The sequence below is a fragment of the Enterobacter cloacae complex sp. IR5450 genome (assembly GCF_049238665.1).
Taxonomy (GTDB): Bacteria; Pseudomonadota; Gammaproteobacteria; order Enterobacterales; family Enterobacteriaceae; genus Enterobacter; species Enterobacter hormaechei_C.
This window is the reverse complement of the sequence record NZ_JBMKIC010000027.1, coordinates 25201-39892: the sequence shown is the minus strand read 5'-3', so window position 1 is coordinate 39892 and position 14692 is coordinate 25201. Positions and strand designations below refer to the sequence as shown.

At 61.4% G+C, this 14692-nt stretch carries 17 protein-coding genes; 1 reads left to right on the top strand and 16 read right to left on the bottom strand.

Annotated elements, in window-relative coordinates; translation table 11 throughout:
* Nucleotides 1–52 precede the first annotated feature (52 nt).
* Both ACOTYB_RS18215 and ACOTYB_RS18210 read right to left on the bottom strand, forming a co-directional pair.
* Nucleotides 53–847 carry an SDR family NAD(P)-dependent oxidoreductase gene (locus ACOTYB_RS18215; protein ID WP_022651983.1) on the bottom strand — a complete coding sequence of 265 codons (795 nt, stop codon included), beginning with the start codon at nucleotides 845–847 and terminating at the stop codon, nucleotides 53–55.
* 32 nt (nucleotides 848–879) lie between these two features.
* Nucleotides 880–1761 carry a LysR family transcriptional regulator gene (locus ACOTYB_RS18210; protein ID WP_023314988.1) on the bottom strand — a complete coding sequence of 294 codons (882 nt, stop codon included), beginning with the start codon at nucleotides 1759–1761 and terminating at the stop codon, nucleotides 880–882.
* 99 nt (nucleotides 1762–1860) lie between these two features.
* Here ACOTYB_RS18210 and ACOTYB_RS18205 point away from each other — a divergent pair, with 99 nt between their 5' ends.
* Nucleotides 1861–2367 carry a phenolic acid decarboxylase gene (locus ACOTYB_RS18205; RefSeq protein WP_003861232.1) on the top strand — a complete coding sequence of 169 codons (507 nt, stop codon included), beginning with the start codon at nucleotides 1861–1863 and terminating at the stop codon, nucleotides 2365–2367.
* 60 nt (nucleotides 2368–2427) lie between these two features.
* On the opposite strand, the gene acpT is transcribed toward ACOTYB_RS18205, so the two are convergent.
* From acpT to ACOTYB_RS18135, 14 genes are read right to left on the bottom strand one after another with little or no spacing between them, the layout of a single operon-like run.
* Nucleotides 2428–3021, bottom strand: coding sequence for a 4'-phosphopantetheinyl transferase AcpT (gene acpT, locus ACOTYB_RS18200; RefSeq protein WP_003861235.1), 594 nt, complete (start codon nucleotides 3019–3021; stop codon nucleotides 2428–2430).
* Nucleotides 3022–3023: 2 nt separating this feature from the next.
* Nucleotides 3024–4253 carry a beta-ketoacyl-ACP synthase gene (locus ACOTYB_RS18195; RefSeq protein WP_003861237.1) on the bottom strand — a complete coding sequence of 410 codons (1230 nt, stop codon included), beginning with the start codon at nucleotides 4251–4253 and terminating at the stop codon, nucleotides 3024–3026.
* Nucleotides 4250–4981 (bottom strand): 3-ketoacyl-ACP reductase FabG2, encoded by a 732-nt coding sequence (locus ACOTYB_RS18190; RefSeq protein WP_026094333.1) that lies wholly within the window; start codon nucleotides 4979–4981, stop codon nucleotides 4250–4252. The genes ACOTYB_RS18195 and ACOTYB_RS18190 overlap by 4 nt, the downstream gene beginning before the upstream one ends.
* Entirely contained in the window at nucleotides 4975–5448 is a 474-nt protein-coding gene (locus tag ACOTYB_RS18185; RefSeq protein WP_003861241.1) for a 3-hydroxy-fatty acyl-ACP dehydratase, read from the bottom strand. Before ACOTYB_RS18185 ends, ACOTYB_RS18190 begins: the two co-directional genes overlap by 7 nt.
* Nucleotides 5448–6614 carry a beta-ketoacyl-[acyl-carrier-protein] synthase family protein gene (locus tag ACOTYB_RS18180; protein ID WP_220153414.1) on the bottom strand — a complete coding sequence of 389 codons (1167 nt, stop codon included), beginning with the start codon at nucleotides 6612–6614 and terminating at the stop codon, nucleotides 5448–5450. Before ACOTYB_RS18180 ends, ACOTYB_RS18185 begins: the two co-directional genes overlap by 1 nt.
* A 1-nt stretch (nucleotide 6615) precedes the next feature.
* Entirely contained in the window at nucleotides 6616–7194 is a 579-nt protein-coding gene (locus tag ACOTYB_RS18175; RefSeq protein WP_409248998.1) for a DUF3261 domain-containing protein, read from the bottom strand.
* The gene (locus ACOTYB_RS18170; protein WP_220153413.1) at nucleotides 7191–9512 is read right to left on the bottom strand and encodes an MMPL family transporter; all 2322 of its coding nucleotides are present in this window, start codon (nucleotides 9510–9512) and stop codon (nucleotides 7191–7193) included. The genes ACOTYB_RS18175 and ACOTYB_RS18170 overlap by 4 nt, the downstream gene beginning before the upstream one ends.
* Complete coding sequence (locus tag ACOTYB_RS18165) at nucleotides 9481–10086, bottom strand: outer membrane lipoprotein carrier protein LolA (RefSeq protein WP_023314981.1); 606 nt, start codon at nucleotides 10084–10086, stop codon at nucleotides 9481–9483. Before ACOTYB_RS18165 ends, ACOTYB_RS18170 begins: the two co-directional genes overlap by 32 nt.
* A complete protein-coding gene (locus ACOTYB_RS18160; protein ID WP_003861252.1) occupies nucleotides 10083–10505 on the bottom strand; it encodes an acyl-CoA thioesterase in 423 nt (140 codons plus the stop codon). The genes ACOTYB_RS18165 and ACOTYB_RS18160 overlap by 4 nt, the downstream gene beginning before the upstream one ends.
* 3 nt (nucleotides 10506–10508) lie before the next feature.
* Nucleotides 10509–12200, bottom strand: coding sequence for a glycosyltransferase family 2 protein (locus ACOTYB_RS18155; RefSeq protein WP_059294812.1), 1692 nt, complete (start codon nucleotides 12198–12200; stop codon nucleotides 10509–10511).
* Nucleotides 12191–12541: a hydroxymyristoyl-ACP dehydratase gene (locus ACOTYB_RS18150; RefSeq protein ID WP_003861256.1), complete on the bottom strand. Its 351-nt coding sequence runs from the start codon at nucleotides 12539–12541 to the stop codon at nucleotides 12191–12193. The genes ACOTYB_RS18155 and ACOTYB_RS18150 overlap by 10 nt, the downstream gene beginning before the upstream one ends.
* On the bottom strand, nucleotides 12528–13874 hold the full coding sequence (locus tag ACOTYB_RS18145; protein ID WP_409248997.1) for an AMP-binding protein: 1347 nt from the start codon (nucleotides 13872–13874) through the stop codon (nucleotides 12528–12530). Before ACOTYB_RS18145 ends, ACOTYB_RS18150 begins: the two co-directional genes overlap by 14 nt.
* A complete protein-coding gene (locus ACOTYB_RS18140) occupies nucleotides 13867–14466 on the bottom strand; it encodes a hypothetical protein (protein ID WP_003861260.1) in 600 nt (199 codons plus the stop codon). The genes ACOTYB_RS18145 and ACOTYB_RS18140 overlap by 8 nt, the downstream gene beginning before the upstream one ends.
* The gene (locus ACOTYB_RS18135; RefSeq protein ID WP_220153411.1) at nucleotides 14438–14689 is read right to left on the bottom strand and encodes an acyl carrier protein; all 252 of its coding nucleotides are present in this window, start codon (nucleotides 14687–14689) and stop codon (nucleotides 14438–14440) included. The genes ACOTYB_RS18140 and ACOTYB_RS18135 overlap by 29 nt, the downstream gene beginning before the upstream one ends.
* Between the last annotated feature and the right edge of the window lie 3 nt (nucleotides 14690–14692).

Below are 14692 nucleotides of genomic sequence, written 5' to 3'. Positions count from 1 at the left end.
TCATAGTCCTTATATCAGGTCGCATTTTTTCCTGAACCTGTGGCCTGACGGGTCAAACTATGTCATCCACCACGCCACCGTCAACGCGCAGCGCCGCGCCGGAAGTCGCGGAGGCCTGCATGGAACAGACATACACCACCATATTCGCCACTTCTTCTACCGTTGCGGCGCGCTGAATAACCGAGCTGGGACGATTCTCCATCACGAACGCTTTCGCCAGCTGCTCCAGCGATTTACCGGTTCTTTCGATTTCGTCTTTCATCATCGCGGCAAAACCGTCCGACATTGTCGGGCCCGGCAGTACGCTGTTCACCGTCACGCCGCTGCCTGCCACGAACTTCGCCAGACCGCGCGCCAGCGAGAGCTGGGCGGTTTTTGTCACGCCATAGTGGATCATATCCGCAGGAATATTGCAGGCCGATTCTGACGAGATAAACACTACCCGACCCCAGCCCTTTTGTACCATGCCGGGCAACAGGGCACGGGAGAGGCGCACGCCGGACATCACGTTGGTTTGCCAGTAGCGTTCCCAGGTCTCGTCGTCGGTGGAATAAAAATCCTGCTGGCCATAGATCCCGGCGTTATTAACCAGAATATCGACGTGCGTGGCGACCCTGAGCAGTTCGTCAACGCCCTCCTGCGAGCTCAGGTCGGCGATGGCGGCACGGACCTGTACGCCAGGCACCACCTGCTGTAGCGCCTGAATGCCTTTATTCACCGAGTCGACGCTGCGTCCGTTTACGATCACTTCCGCACCGCTCTCCGCCAGCCCGCGGGCGATGGCAAACCCAATACCGCCGGTGGACGCGGTCACCAGCGCTACTTTCCCCGTTAAATCGATTTTCATCGTTCACTCCTTGTCGTTTTATGGTTCAAAACTTAAAGCGTAGCAGTTGACGATGACGGCTCCTGCTTAAAAAGGCGCAACAGCGTCTCAACCTGCTCGTCCAGCGGGCTGAGGGAGCGTTTGACGATGAGGTGCAGCGGCGTGGCGCGACGTACGCCGTGGCTGAGCGGCAGCGTTTTAAGGATGCCCTGCTGGAGCGGGGTCTGAATGCGTTCTTCCGGTAACCAGCCGTACCCAACCTGATACATCACCGCTTCGATCGCGGCATCGATGGTGGAGAATGTCCACGACTCCCCGGTGGGGTGAGTGGTGGGCTGGCTGTCTGCGATCTGAATGCGCGGCCACGGCCGTAGCATCTCGTCATTAAGCGGCGTATCCAGCGAAAACAGCGGGTGCGCGTGATGCGCGACGGCAACAAAATCGATATTCATCAGCCATTCGCCCAGGCCGGTAATGTCCTGGCGGCGGGTTAAGACCATCACGTCGGCTTCATCATTGAGCGCATCTGCGCGGCTGTTTTCCAGAACCTCGGTAAGCCGCACCTGCGTTTGCGGGTACAGCTGCTGAAACTGGCGCAAAATCGCGAACAGCCGGCTACGCGGAAAAATACTGTCTACCATCAGGTCGATACGGGTTCGCATCCCGCTGCGCAGGGTCGCAGCGCGCGTTTCAACATAGGCGAAGGCTTTCAGCAGCGGTTTAACCTGATTCAGCAACAGCTCACCCGCCGGGGTTAGCACGGCACGCCGTCCCTCTGTCATCAGGAGCGCCACGCCCAGCCGCTCCTGCAAAAGCGACAGGTTATAGCTGACCGAGGACTGGCTGCGGTAGGTCTCTTCCGCCGCCTTAGCGAAGCTGCCAGCCTCGATGACTCTCTCCAGCAAGGCCCACTGTTCGAGCGTCGTCTTGTGCATAATTAATCTAAATTTTGGATGAATTTGATTCAAACATAGCGTTATTCATTCATTTTTTGAAGGGGTACGATCGTCTCATCAAAACAAAGGAGACAGCGTATGAGCACCTTCGATAAACATGATTTAAGCGGCTTCGTCGGCAAACATCTTGTATATACCTACGATAATGGCTGGAATTACGAAATTTACGTTAAAAACGAAAACACCCTGGACTACCGTATTCACAGTGGTCTGGTTGGCAACCGTTGGGTGAAAGATCAGCAGGCCTACATCGTCCGTGTTGGGGAGAGCATCTATAAAATTTCCTGGACGGAGCCAACCGGTACTGACGTGAGCTTGATCGTGAACCTGGGCGACCGCCTGTTCCACGGCACCATCTTCTTCCCGCGCTGGGTCATGAATAATCCGGAAAAAACCGTCTGCTTCCAGAACGATCACATTCCGCTGATGAATAGCTACCGTGATGCCGGACCAGCGTATCCAACCGAAGTGATTGATGAATTTGCCACCATCACCTTCGTGCGTGACTGCGGTGCGAATGACGATAGCGTGATCAATTGCGCGGCCAGCGAGCTGCCTGCAAACTTCCCGGAAAATTTAAAATAAGATCGAGAACAACGTGAACGGGACATCGGCCATGTTGGTTTTAACCGGCATGGCCGTTTTTTATGCCGCAGGAATACCGGAGTAAGTAACCGCTTCCGCCGTTAAGGTGAAAGGCGTAGGGGTACAGACCGCCAGGCTCAGCGAGCCGAAGCGTAGCTGACTGACCGGGAGCGACTGGGCGGTGCTGTCAATGCTGACTATCTGCCACGCGCTGCCGCCACGCTGTTTGACGATTGCCTCTTTGCGTGTCCAGATGCGCCAGAATGCGGAAAGCTGCTCTTCCGGCGCTTCACGTTCCAGCTCGTCATGTTCGGTGAGGCTGAAAACGGCATTTGCCAGCGCCTGCCAGTTCTCCCGCGGGCGGATCACTTCGATATCGCAGCCCACTTCACCTTCATCGCTCATCAGCAGGGCAATATCGTCCCCGCTGTGGCTCAGGTTAAACCACAGCGGATGGCCGTTAGCGAAGGCCGGTTTTCCCTGCTCGCCGTAAATTATCTCGGGAAGGGGCGAGGGGGATAAGGTTCTGGCGAGCAGCGTCCGGCCTGCAAGCCAGGAAGCGTGTCGTGCACCCTGAGGTGCCATGTCTGCGAGCGTTGACGCCAGCGGGTCCGCGCTAAGGGTGGAGATCTTTCCCAGTACAAACTGGTACATAGTTACGCCCAGCGTTTAATGATTATCGAGGTATTGATGCCGCCAAAGGCAAAGTTATTGCTCTGAATAAATTCGCAATCAATCGGGCGGGTTTCCCCCATAATATAATCTAAAGCGCCGCATTGCTCATCCGGTTGTCTTAAATTGAGCGTCGGCGTGAACCAGCCCTCCCGCATCATGTGCAGACTCAGCAAGGCTTCCAGCGCGCCGCAGGCACCCAGGGTATGACCGAAATAACTCTTTAAGGATGAGATGGGCACGCTGTCGCCGAAAATGGCGGCGGTCGCCTGACTCTCGGCGATATCCCCGCGATCGGTTGCCGTGCCGTGGGCAGAAATGTAGCCAATGTCCTGAGGGCCAAGACCCGCCATCGCCAGCGACTGCTCCATACACACCTGCATGGTTTCACGCTGGGGCTGGGTGATGTGCGCCGCATCGCAGTTGGTGGCAAAGCCCACGATCTCGCCATAAATTGTCGCTCCGCGCGCTCTGGCGTGATCCAGCGCTTCCAGCACCAGCGTACCCGCCCCTTCGCCAATCACCAGGCCATCGCGCTGAACGTCAAACGGCGACGGCGTGGTTTTTGGCGCGTCGTTACGCTGGCTGGTGGCAAACAGGGTATCGAAAACCGCCGCTTCCGACGGGCACAGCTCTTCCGCGCCGCCTGCCACCATCACCGTCTGGTAGCCGTGACGAATCGCTTCCCAGGCGTAGCCAATCGCCTGGCTGCCAGAGGTACAGGCGCTCGAGGTGGGGATCACCCGTCCGCGCAGGCCAAAGAACAGCCCGGTATTCACCGCCGTGGTGTGCGGCATCATCTGCACATAGGTGGTGCCGGTGATGTTGTGGGTGTGCTTTTCGGTGAGCATGGAGGCAAACTCGCTGACCGGCCCGGTGCTGCCGGTCGACGAGCCGTAGGCGATGCCGGTCTGACCGTTGGTCAGCACCGCGTCGTCGATCAGTCCCGCCTGCTCCAGCGCCAGCTCGGTGGCGCGGGTAGAGAGCAGCGACACGCGGCCCATGGCGCGAATGCGCTTACGGGTATAGTGAGCGGGGAGAGTGAAGTCTTCAATCGGCGCGGCGAGCAGGGTTTGCAGGCCGTCATACGCCTGCCACTCCGTCATGGTACGCACCGCATTTTCATACTCGCGCAGACGGCGCGAGATGGTCGGCCAGTCCTCGCCGAACGCGGTGACGCCGCCCATGCCCGTAATCACTACCCGGCGGGTCATAGCATGCCTCCGTTAATCGAAATCACCTGACGCGTCACATAGCCTGCCTTATCCGACATCAGGTAACTCGCCAGCCCCGCGACCTCCTCGGCCTGGCCCATACGCTGCATCGGGATCATCGACATCGCCGCGTGCAGTGCGGCTTCGTCCATTTCGATCATGCCGGTATCGATCAGCCCTGGCGCGATGCAGTTGACGGTGATTTTGCGTTTTGCCAGCTCGGTGGCGAGCGCTTTGGTGGCGCCGATGATCCCGGCTTTCGCCGCGCTGTAGTTCACCTGCCCACGGTTGCCCATAATGCCTGACACCGACGACAGGGTGATGATCCGCCCGCCCTTGCGGGTGCCGATCATCGGCATAATGCAGGGATGAATGACGTTATAAAAACTGTCGAGATTGGTGTGGATCACGCTGTCCCAGTCATCGTCGCTGAGCGCAGGAAATGCGCCGTCGCGGGTAATACCGGCGTTACTGACCACGCCATACCACGCGCCGTGGTCAGCGATCTCCTGTTCCAGCACCGTGCGGCACTGCTCGCGGTTGCCCACGTCGAAGGTGAGTAAACGGCCCGCGCCGCCTGCCTGGACAATCGCTTCCAGCGTCTCCTGCGCGCCCGCTTCATCACGATGGTAATGCACGCCGACGGTGAAACCGTCCGCCGCAAGCTGAAGGGCGATAGCGCGGCCAATGCCTTTGCTGGCGCCAGTGACCAGTACGGATCTCATGATGGTGTTCCCTGGTTGAAAAGTGTGGTTAATTCTTCCTCGCTCGGCTGGAAGGTGTTCACGCGTCCCGTGGCGAGGGGGACACTATCCGCATGAATGGTGCACTCGAAGCTGCCAAAGCGTTCATCCTGCATCAGACGTTCGATGGTGATGGTCAGCGTGCTGCCTGCGGCAAAATGCCCTGCGTCGCACACCAGCTCGCGCGCGCCCAGCACCATGCCCAGCGCACAGTGCGGCAGCCCTTTTTGCATCCGGTGCCATTCAGACCAGACGCCCACGGTCTGGGCCATCAGCTCCAGCGCAAACCAGCCAGGCAGGTTGCCGTCCGCGTCCAGGAACGGGGCCAGAACGCCCCGTTCGTTCACCGTCACGCTGCAAACGGCGCGGTCATCGGTGACGCTTTCCACGCTCTCAAGCAGCAGCATCGGCGTGTCGTGAGGAAGATAATCCCCGGGAGGTAAGTAGTGCATCATACTCTCCCCAGCAGAAGGCTGGCGTTGTTGCCGCCAAACGCGAAGGAGTTTGACAGGATCACCGGTTTATTCAGCGGTGCGCTCTGGTGCAGTAGGCCGAAGGCGGGCAGGGTGTCGTCCGGCGCGTAGCGGGAAAAATCCTGCGGCGGCAGCGGCATGCTTCGGGTCAGGATCAGCCAGCTCAGGGCGGCCTCGGTGATCCCCGCGGCGCCCAGCGTGTGGCCGGTAAGATGTTTCGTGGAGCTGCACGGCACGCGGTCGCCAAAGAGATCGTGGATCACCTGCGCCTCAATGCGATCGTTCAGCGGCGTGGCGGTGCCGTGCAGGTTGACATAGCCGACGTCCGCCGCCGTTATGCCCGCCTCGTTCAGCGCCTGGTTGATGGCGCGGATCGCCCCTTCGCCCTGCGGATGTGGGGCGGAAATATGGTACGCATCGCTGGATTCCCCCGCGCCCAGGAGCGCAACCTCGCCCGGCTCGCGGGTCAGCACCATCAGTGCCGCCGCTTCGCCAATGGTGATCCCCCGACGGTTGCGGCCAAACGGTTCGCACAGGGTCGGGGAGAAGGACTCCAGGCTGTTGAAGCCGTTGACCGGCATGCGGCTCAGGCTGTCGGCCCCGCCGACGATGGCGACGTCCACCAGCCCGGCGTCGATCAGGCGACGACCGCTGATGATCGCCCGCGCGCTGGAGGAGCAGGCGGTCGAAATGGTATACGCCGGGCCGTCCAGCGCAAGCCAGCTGGCGAGAAAGCGCGACGGATCGCCCAGCTCCTGCTGCGGATATTGCCACTGCGGGCTGCGCTCGCCGTTCTGCGCGCGGCGCACGTACTCATCACCCTCGTCCAGTCCGGAGGTGCTGGTGCCCAGCACAACCGCCACGCGGTCTCGCCCCACGCGCGCAATGGCCGCATCGACGGCGGGCCAGATTTGCGCAAGCGCCGCCAGCAGCAGCTGGTTGTTGCGGCTGCGATGGGCGGAAAAAGACTCGGGGACAGGGGGAAGTTCACCCTCCACGCCTCCCAGCACGGCCTCGGGTAAGCCCTGTAGCCAGCCCGCACGCTGGCGCATCCCGGGGGCCACGCCAGCGATCAGGTTCGCCGCTATTTCATCAGCCGAGTTGCCGAGCGCGTTGACCATGCCAACGGCAGAAAGGTAAATCATCTCAGTCACCCAGATATTGAATGGTGATGTGGTAGTGAAAAGCGTGCTGCACAATGCTAATCGGTTCGCGCCTGCCGTTACGGTTCAGGTAGACAATTTCCGTGACCAGTTTGCCATCGGGGTTGCGCAGTTCGCGTCTGGTGTCAGTATCGTTCAGCGTCCAGCCTTTCGGCAACTGCGGCTGCCAGGCGCTGAGCGGCCAGTGGCTCAGCATCACGTCGGCCAGCACCTGGCTGGCGGGCGGCAGCAGCGGCATCACAACCGACTGCTCGGTGTGGATCCCGGTGTCGTCGTAGGTGGCGAGGAACAGGCGGATCCCGACGTAAGAGAGGCCGGCAAGCGTCACTTTATTTCCGTCGGCGTTCAGCATCACCAGCAGCGACTGGGTCTGGCCTTTAAAACTGCCGGTAAGCAACTGCTGCGCGCGGATGGCAGGCGTGATGCCCGGCGGGGGTAGCGTGACGCGGGTGCCGGGCTGGAGCCAGGCCTGAGGGCGCGCGTCATCGCGGTTCGTCGTATGGCTACACCCCGCCAGCAACAGGGCCATCATCACTGCCGCCAGGCGAATGAAACGGGTCATGGTAAGTTCTCTTTGTTAGACGGCATCGCCAGCGGGGCGAGCAGGAACGCGGTGAAGATACCGCTCACCAGCACAGTGCCAAAGCTGCTGATGGCCTGAGTGGTGCTGAATACCAGCATCCCCAGCGTCAGCAGGGTGGTCATCATGGCGAGGGTAATCGCCAGCATGGAGGTCAGCGGCGTGCCGCGCGGGTTGCTGAAAAACAGCGTGTAGTTGATGCCAATGCCGAGGACCAGCACCAGCGCCAGCAGGGAAAACAGGTTCACCGGATGGCCCGTCACGGCCAGCGCCGCCAGCCCGCCGCCCAGCGACAGCACGGACGGCACCAGCGCCACCAGCCCTTTTCGCCAGCCGAGGCGTAGCATCGCGCCGCAGGCAATCACCGCCAGCGCCACGCCCAGCAGCCCCGACAGCAGCGAGCGGTAGAGCGCAAACAGGCTGTCGAAGCTGGCCTTACGGTCAACCCAGACGACCCCGGGATGGCGGGTGGCCAGCTCACCGAGCGCGGCGCTGTTTCTGACGCCATCGACCGGGACCAGCACACCGCTTTTGCCGTCCGGCAACGTCAGCCACAGCAAACGCCAGCCCTCGCTGGCCGGGCTGGCGAGCCACGCTTCCACGCTAACAGGCATGGCGTTCAGATTCGGGGCGACGGCGTTCAGCCCCGTGCTTTGCAGCATTTTCGTCACCGTCGGCGCGGCGTTACGCAGAAGTTGCAGATCGCTGTTCTGCCGCGCCAGCGAGTTCAGCGGCAGGGTACGCCAGCGGGTTAATTCACCGGCTTTTTGCGCCTGCGCCAGCGCCGGGGTAAACGCCTCCAGCCGCTCCAGCGTTTCCTGAGCCGACGCGCCGTACACCAAGAACCATTTCTGATCGACATTTTGCCCGGTCAGGGCGGTGATGGTTTTTTCCTGCGCCAGAATGTCCTGCGGCAGCGCCTGAAGCCGGGCGATATCGTCATCCACCCGCAGGCTGGCGATCCCGATGGCGGAGAGCAGCGCCAGCGCGACCGGCAGCCCGACGGAGAGGGTTTTGCTGTCGCGCCAGGCGTTCAGCCAGCGCTGCATCATCCCTCTCAGGGGGATCGGGCGGACCGGCATGCCCCGGCACAACCACGGATGCCAGAACATTACCGTCAGGCACGAGGCGCTCAGACCTGCGGCGGCGAACACCGCCATCTGACGAATGCCGGGGAAGGGGGCCAGCATCATGAAGAGATACGCCACGACGGTGGTCAGCAGCGCCAGCAGCAGCGCGTTACGCACTTTTGCCAGGCTTTGCCAGGGCGAGTGTTCCGCGCCGTGCACCATCCGCTCCGTGAGGTAGTAAATCGTATAGTCCGCCGAGATGCCGATAATGCTCATGCTCATCACCAGCGTCATCAGGTGCAGCTCACCGAACAGCAGGAGCGTCACGACCGTCCCCGCCAGCGCGCCGATGGCAATGGAGAGCAGGCTCAGCAGCAGCGGACGCACGGAGCGAAACACCGACACAATCAGCAGGATCACCCCGAGCACCGTGGCGACGCCAAGCGTGGAAATATCGTTTTTAGCCTGCTGGCTGGCGTAATCGCTGTAGAACACCGTCCCGCGCGAGAGCAGCTGCGCCTGTGGATACTGGCTTTTCAGCGTCTGCTGCAACGCGTTGAGGGTGGTCACCAGCTGGTGGGTTTGCTGCATGTCAAACGACGAGCCCGCCAGCTCGCCGTGTAGCAGATACCAATAGTTCCCGGCCGCATCCTTTGTCACCAGCCAGCCGTCCATCAGCTGCATCTTCTGGCTGTTCTTCGCCAGCGCGAGCTGCGCGCCGCGCATCAGCATCAGCGGATCGTTTTGCAGCTCCTTGCCGCTCACGCCGGAAAAGGCGGAGTAGAGCTGGGACAGGATCCACTGAGCCTGCGCTTCACCGCCGTTTTGCAGGCGGGCGCGGGTGGCCGGATCGACCAGACCATTGCGGTGCTGCCAGAAGAAATCTCCCCAGGCCTGTTGCCCGGCGGCATCCAGCGGACCTTTTACGACACTCAGCGCCTGGCTGCGTTGCAGCAGGGTTAACCACTGCTGCGCCACGCGCGGGTCCGGCTGTTTGCCGGGGCTGACCAGCCAGATGAGCTGGCGGTCGAGGCGCTGCATAAATCCGTCGTTAAGAGCGGGAGGGATCGCGCCGAGCGTCTGTTTCGGCAGCATGGCGAGCACGCTGCTGTTCAGCCGCGCGCCAGGCAGCAGCGACAGCAGCACGCCCAGCAGGATCAGGCATACCGCGGCCCACAGCAGCGCCGGGCGCAGGGCGTTACGGTGCGGCAAAGCGCTGGCGTTCTGCATCAGTCAGGCGGGCGGGCGTCAGTTGGTGGCGGGAGAGGGCGATATCCGTCGTGTCGCCCTGCTTATCGTTCAGGCGAATGGATTCCAGATAGATCGCGCCCTTCAAATCAAGGGTGGAGAAAATCTTGTCCAGCGGCGTGGTGACGGGCGTCAGCACCAGCGACCAGCGGCCTTCGCCCAGGTCTTTGAAATCGACGCGGAAGTTCTCTTCCAGTACCTTGCGGTCGGCCTGGAACAGCGCCCGCAGCAGATGGTTGAACTGAAACATCTGCGGGTTAGTGTCGGCGGTAATGGTCTGCGGCGACTGACCGTTGAAGATCTGCACCATCCGTTTGTCATCCAGCAGCAGCGTCATCGGGAATGGCGCTTTTTGATCCCATAGCAGGCCATTGTCACGGGCGATTAGCATCTCCCCCTGCGAGCGCAGGGGCTGAGGCATATCCTTGATCGTGCGGGTCTGTTCGAAGTGTGCGCGCACTACCGGTTGCTCCGCAAACCGCTGTTGCAGTTCATCCAGCGTGACCGCGTTCACCAGCGGGCTTACCAGCAGCGCGAGTAGCGTTATCCATTTCATGGCGCGATCCCCATGCGTTCGAACAGAATGGCCGGGCTGACAAAGCACATCTCCCGGCTTGCTTCTTCCACCGCCACCTGAATGGTGTAGCCGGTGGTGGTGCGTTTCCCGGTTTGCGCGTCGAAGATTTGATAGGCGATGCGCAGACGGTTTTCAACCTCTTCAATGTGGGCGCGGATGCGAATGCGCTGCTCGAAGGTCACCGCGTCGCGGTATTTCACCCGGGTATCCACCACCGGCCAGACGTAGCCGGACGCTTTCATCTGGCGATAGCCGTAATCAAACTGGTTGAGCAGCGCTTCGCGGGCAATCTCAAAGTAGCGGAAGTAGTTGCCGTGCCACACCACGCCCATCATATCGACGTCGTGGAACGGAACGGTGATTTCAACTTCAGCCGTAAAGCGGGGATCGGTCAGCACCCTTTACTCCTTCTCGTTGATCTCTGGCAGCTGCCAGAAATCGAAAAAATTAAACCAGTCGAGCGGCGACAAGAGCGCGTAATGCTCCAGCCGCTCCGCATAGCGGTCGACGGTCTGCTGTAGCGCCTGCTGGCGTTCGCCGCGCGGCAGCAGCAGCGGGTCGGCAAACGGCTCGCAGTGCAGGGTCAGCTTTCCCTGCTGACAGAGGGCAAAAATCAGCACCACCGGGCAGCGCAAAATGGACGCCAGGATAAACGGCCCCTGCGGGAACGGCGCGGGCTGGCCCATAAATTCGCTCCATATCACCCGCCAGCTACCGCCGCGCTGCGGGGTGACGGCAATGCGATCGCCCACGATCGCCACCCATTCGCCGCGATCCAGCTTCTCTTTGATGAGGATGGCGGTCTCCGGGCCAATGTCGGTGACCGGCATCAGGTGAATGCCCGCCTGCGGCGCCATCTCCTCCATCACCTGCTTAAAACGTCTGGCGTTGTCGCTAAAGACCAGCGCGTTGATGGTTTTCGCCCCTTCGCGCTGGGCCAGCGCCCGGCAGGCTTCCACATCGCCAAGATGCGACGCGAGCAGCAGTTTGCCCTGAGGATCGTCGAGCCCCAGCGCCTCCTGCGCGCCTGGCGCAAAGACCAGATCGCGATGGAGTTTCATTTCGCCGCGCCAGCTGGCCACTTTGTTCAGCATGGCATGACCGAAGCGCAGGAAGTGGGAAAAACTGTTAAGCCGCGCGGGTTGCGGCATTTGCCGCTGTGCCATCACCGTTTTAACCCGCGCCAGCCACTGCTGCGACGCCTGACGCGCAGCGCGGGCGGTTAGCCAGTAGACGGCCGTAACCGGCCATAGCAGGGCGGTAAACGCCTTACGCCCCAGCAGTTGCCAGACGCGCAGCATCAGGCGCATGCCCCATAATCCTTTCACCTCCTGCTGCTGCGCCCAGTGCTGCGAGCGGCGACGCATCAGCAGGGAAGGAATGCGCGGCAGCATGCTGAGAAACAGACGGGTATGCATCAACGAGATGCGCACATTGTCTTTCAGGGCATCGAAATGGGATACCCCGTCCGGCGGATAGGTCACGCGGGTGGGCAGAAAATAGCTGGTGTTGCCCTGCCAGTAGAGGCGCACCATCACTTCGGTATCAAAATCCATTCGCCTGCCGAGCGGCGTGGTTGCTGCAAGGCGCAAAACCGGGGCTATAGGGTAAACGCGAAACCCGCACATGCTGTCTTTCAGTTGCAGGGAGAGGGTTTCAATCCAGACCCAGACGTGCGTTATCCAGCGGCCGTACAGGCGCGAACGGGGGATCGAGTCATCGTAAACGGGCTGCCCGGAAATGAGCGCATCGGGATGGCGTTCGGCCAGCGCCAGCAGTTTGGGGATGTCTTCGATAGCGTGCTGGCCGTCAGCGTCCACCTGAACGGCGTGGGTGAAGCCGCGATCGGCGCAGTCTTTCAGCCCCTGCATCACCGCCGCGCCTTTGCCGCTGTTTTCGGCCAGCCGCAGTAGCGTGACCTGCGGACGATCCGCCGCCAGCGCTTCAAGCGTGCGGCGCGTGGTTTCATCGCTGCCGTCGTCCACCACCAGACAGGGCAGATCGAAAGGCGCCAGGCGCGCCAGCACCGAAGCCATCATCACCCCGTGGTTATAGCACGGGATCAGCACGCAGGGACGGAAGGTTACTGACATAAGCGAATCTTCCCGCTGCTGGCGGTGTGGCGCTCGTTACCCGCATGGCGCTGGTAGCTAAAGGTCAGCATCTCGCGTTCGGGCTGCCAGGCAAGGAGCAGCGTGACCGTATTCTCCGGCAACAGCGGGGCGGCGAACTTCACGTTCTGAATACTGTGAAAACGGTAGCCCGGCGCCAGCGCGGCAGCGTAATGCATTACCCAGTCGAGCTGGGCCACGCCCGGCAGCAGCGGCTGTACGGCGAAATGTCCCTTAAACCAGAGCAGGTCAGGATCAAGATAAAAGGTTATCTCCAGATGCTGTGGATCGGGCTGGAGGCGCCCGATTTCAGGGATCTTCATGAAACAACTCCTGTAGCTGCGCAGTCACGCGCTTGTTCATGCTGTTGACCGGGATTTCATCAACGATCCGCCAGTAGCGCGGCACGGCAACCGGTTCAAGCCAGGGGCGAAGGGCGCGTCGCCAGGCGAGCTCCTGCGCTTTTTTGCCCTGTTCGTGTTGCTGACGCACCGCTTCATTCAGCACCAGCAATACGCCAATGCCCTGACGCCCGCCGCGCGTCACCGTCAGCGCGGCGGCCTCGCGGATGCCGTCCAGCGCCAACAGGCAGCGCTCAATGTCATCGAGTGAAATGCGTTTATCTTCAATTTTGACCGCCCGACCGCGGCGCCCGACGAGGCTGAACTGCCCGTCAGCCGTGAAGTGCAGGATATCATCCAGCACGACCCCCTCCACCTCGGGGATCAGCGGCGACATCACGCGATCGCCGTGAAACGTCACGCCGGGGAAAGGCTGCCAGCGCGTGCTTTCCTCCTGACGGTAGCGCCAGGCCATTACGCCTGTTTCCGTGCTGCCGTATATTTCATCCGGCCAGACGTTGAGCCAGGCCTGAACCGCGGCGACCTCCTGCCAGGGCAGCGCGCCGCCAGCGGAGAAGAGCAGGTTGACGGGGGGCGGCGTCAGTGACGCGTCCAGCCGCTTGAGAAACGCCGGACTGCTGATGAAAAGATAGCGTTTATCGTCGGGAAGGGCAGAGAGCTGCTCGGCATAGTTGAGCAGGCTGGCGTGCAGCGGCAGGCCGAGCGCCATGGGTAAGACGACACGAAACGTCAGGCCATACAGGTGGTGCAGCACCACGGAAGCCACGACGTGACAGCCCGCCAGACGCTCGCCAAAATGCGCCGCCAGAAGACGAGCCTCACGATCCAGGCTGACCACCGGCTTACTCACCCGCTGCGGCGTGCCGGTCGAGCCGGAGGTGTAAAGCTCGATCGTGCGCATCTCACCGATGGCAGGCAGCGGTGAAAAGGGATGGCCTGCCCGCTGAGCGGAAGCCACCCGCAGCTGTTGCCCCTGAAAATCGAGCGTGGTGTCGCTCAGGACGCCGCTGAACAGCGCCCGCTGTTCGTTAAGCTGCGCCGCCCGGCTGTGCCCGGGGAGGACCGGCGTTTTACCCGCATGCAGCGTCGCCAGCAGCGCGACAATAAACAGATAGCCGTTTTCGATGCACAGCGCCCAGCGCTCGCCATCTTCACGACGCAGCGTGTCGACCAGCTGAGTGACGTCGTGGCGCAGATCGCCAAGCGTCCAGAGATGGTCGTCCTGCCAGGCGACAGGGGTGTCGTCAGGGCGGGGCGCACTGAGCCACTGGCTAAGCGGAAGAGGGTTAAGCATCGTTTTTCTTCACCCGTTGTCGCACCAGCCACTCGCCAGCCATCAGCGTGCCCATCAGGAGATAGGCAATCATCCCGTTCCACAGCGTCCACAGACGGATATCGGCGTGTAATACGGTAAACAGCGCGATCGCCCCGTTGATAATAAAAAAGCCGCACCAGACCTGGGTAACCCGGCGCGTGTAACGTACCCCGACGGGGGAGAGGTCCGGTTCACGCAGGCGCGCCAGCCGCTCGACGACGGGCATTGCCGTCCACAGCGAACCGCCAAACACCACCAGCATCACCAGATTCACCACCACCGGATATAACAGCACCCACTGGTGCGCGTGCAGGACGTAGCTCGCCGCGCAAAGCGCTATGCCGGCCAGCGCCACGCTTACGAACAGATAACGCAGGGGGCCGCCTTGCCGACGGGCCTGGCAGACGCGCATCAGCAGCACCAGCGCCATCACGGGCAGTATCCCGTGCAGGCTATTATTCGCCAGCCCGAAGCCGATCAAAAACGGCCATGCCAGCAGCATCAGCCCCGTCAGGGCGGGAAGAACTGGAATCGAACGCACGTTACGCGTCGCGCTGAAGCTGTTCCACAACGTCCACGACGTCCTGCACCGTGCGCACCGCTCTGAAGGTTTCAGGCTTGATTTTATGGCCCGTTTTCTTTTGCAGGTGCACCACCATATCGACGGCATCAATGCTGTCGAGGTCCAGATCCTCGTAAAGACGTGCCTCAGGGGTAATATCCTCCGGGGCGATTTCAAACAGCGTAATAAGAAGCGCAGAGACTTCCTGATAAATCGTTTGTTGTTCTGTCATAGC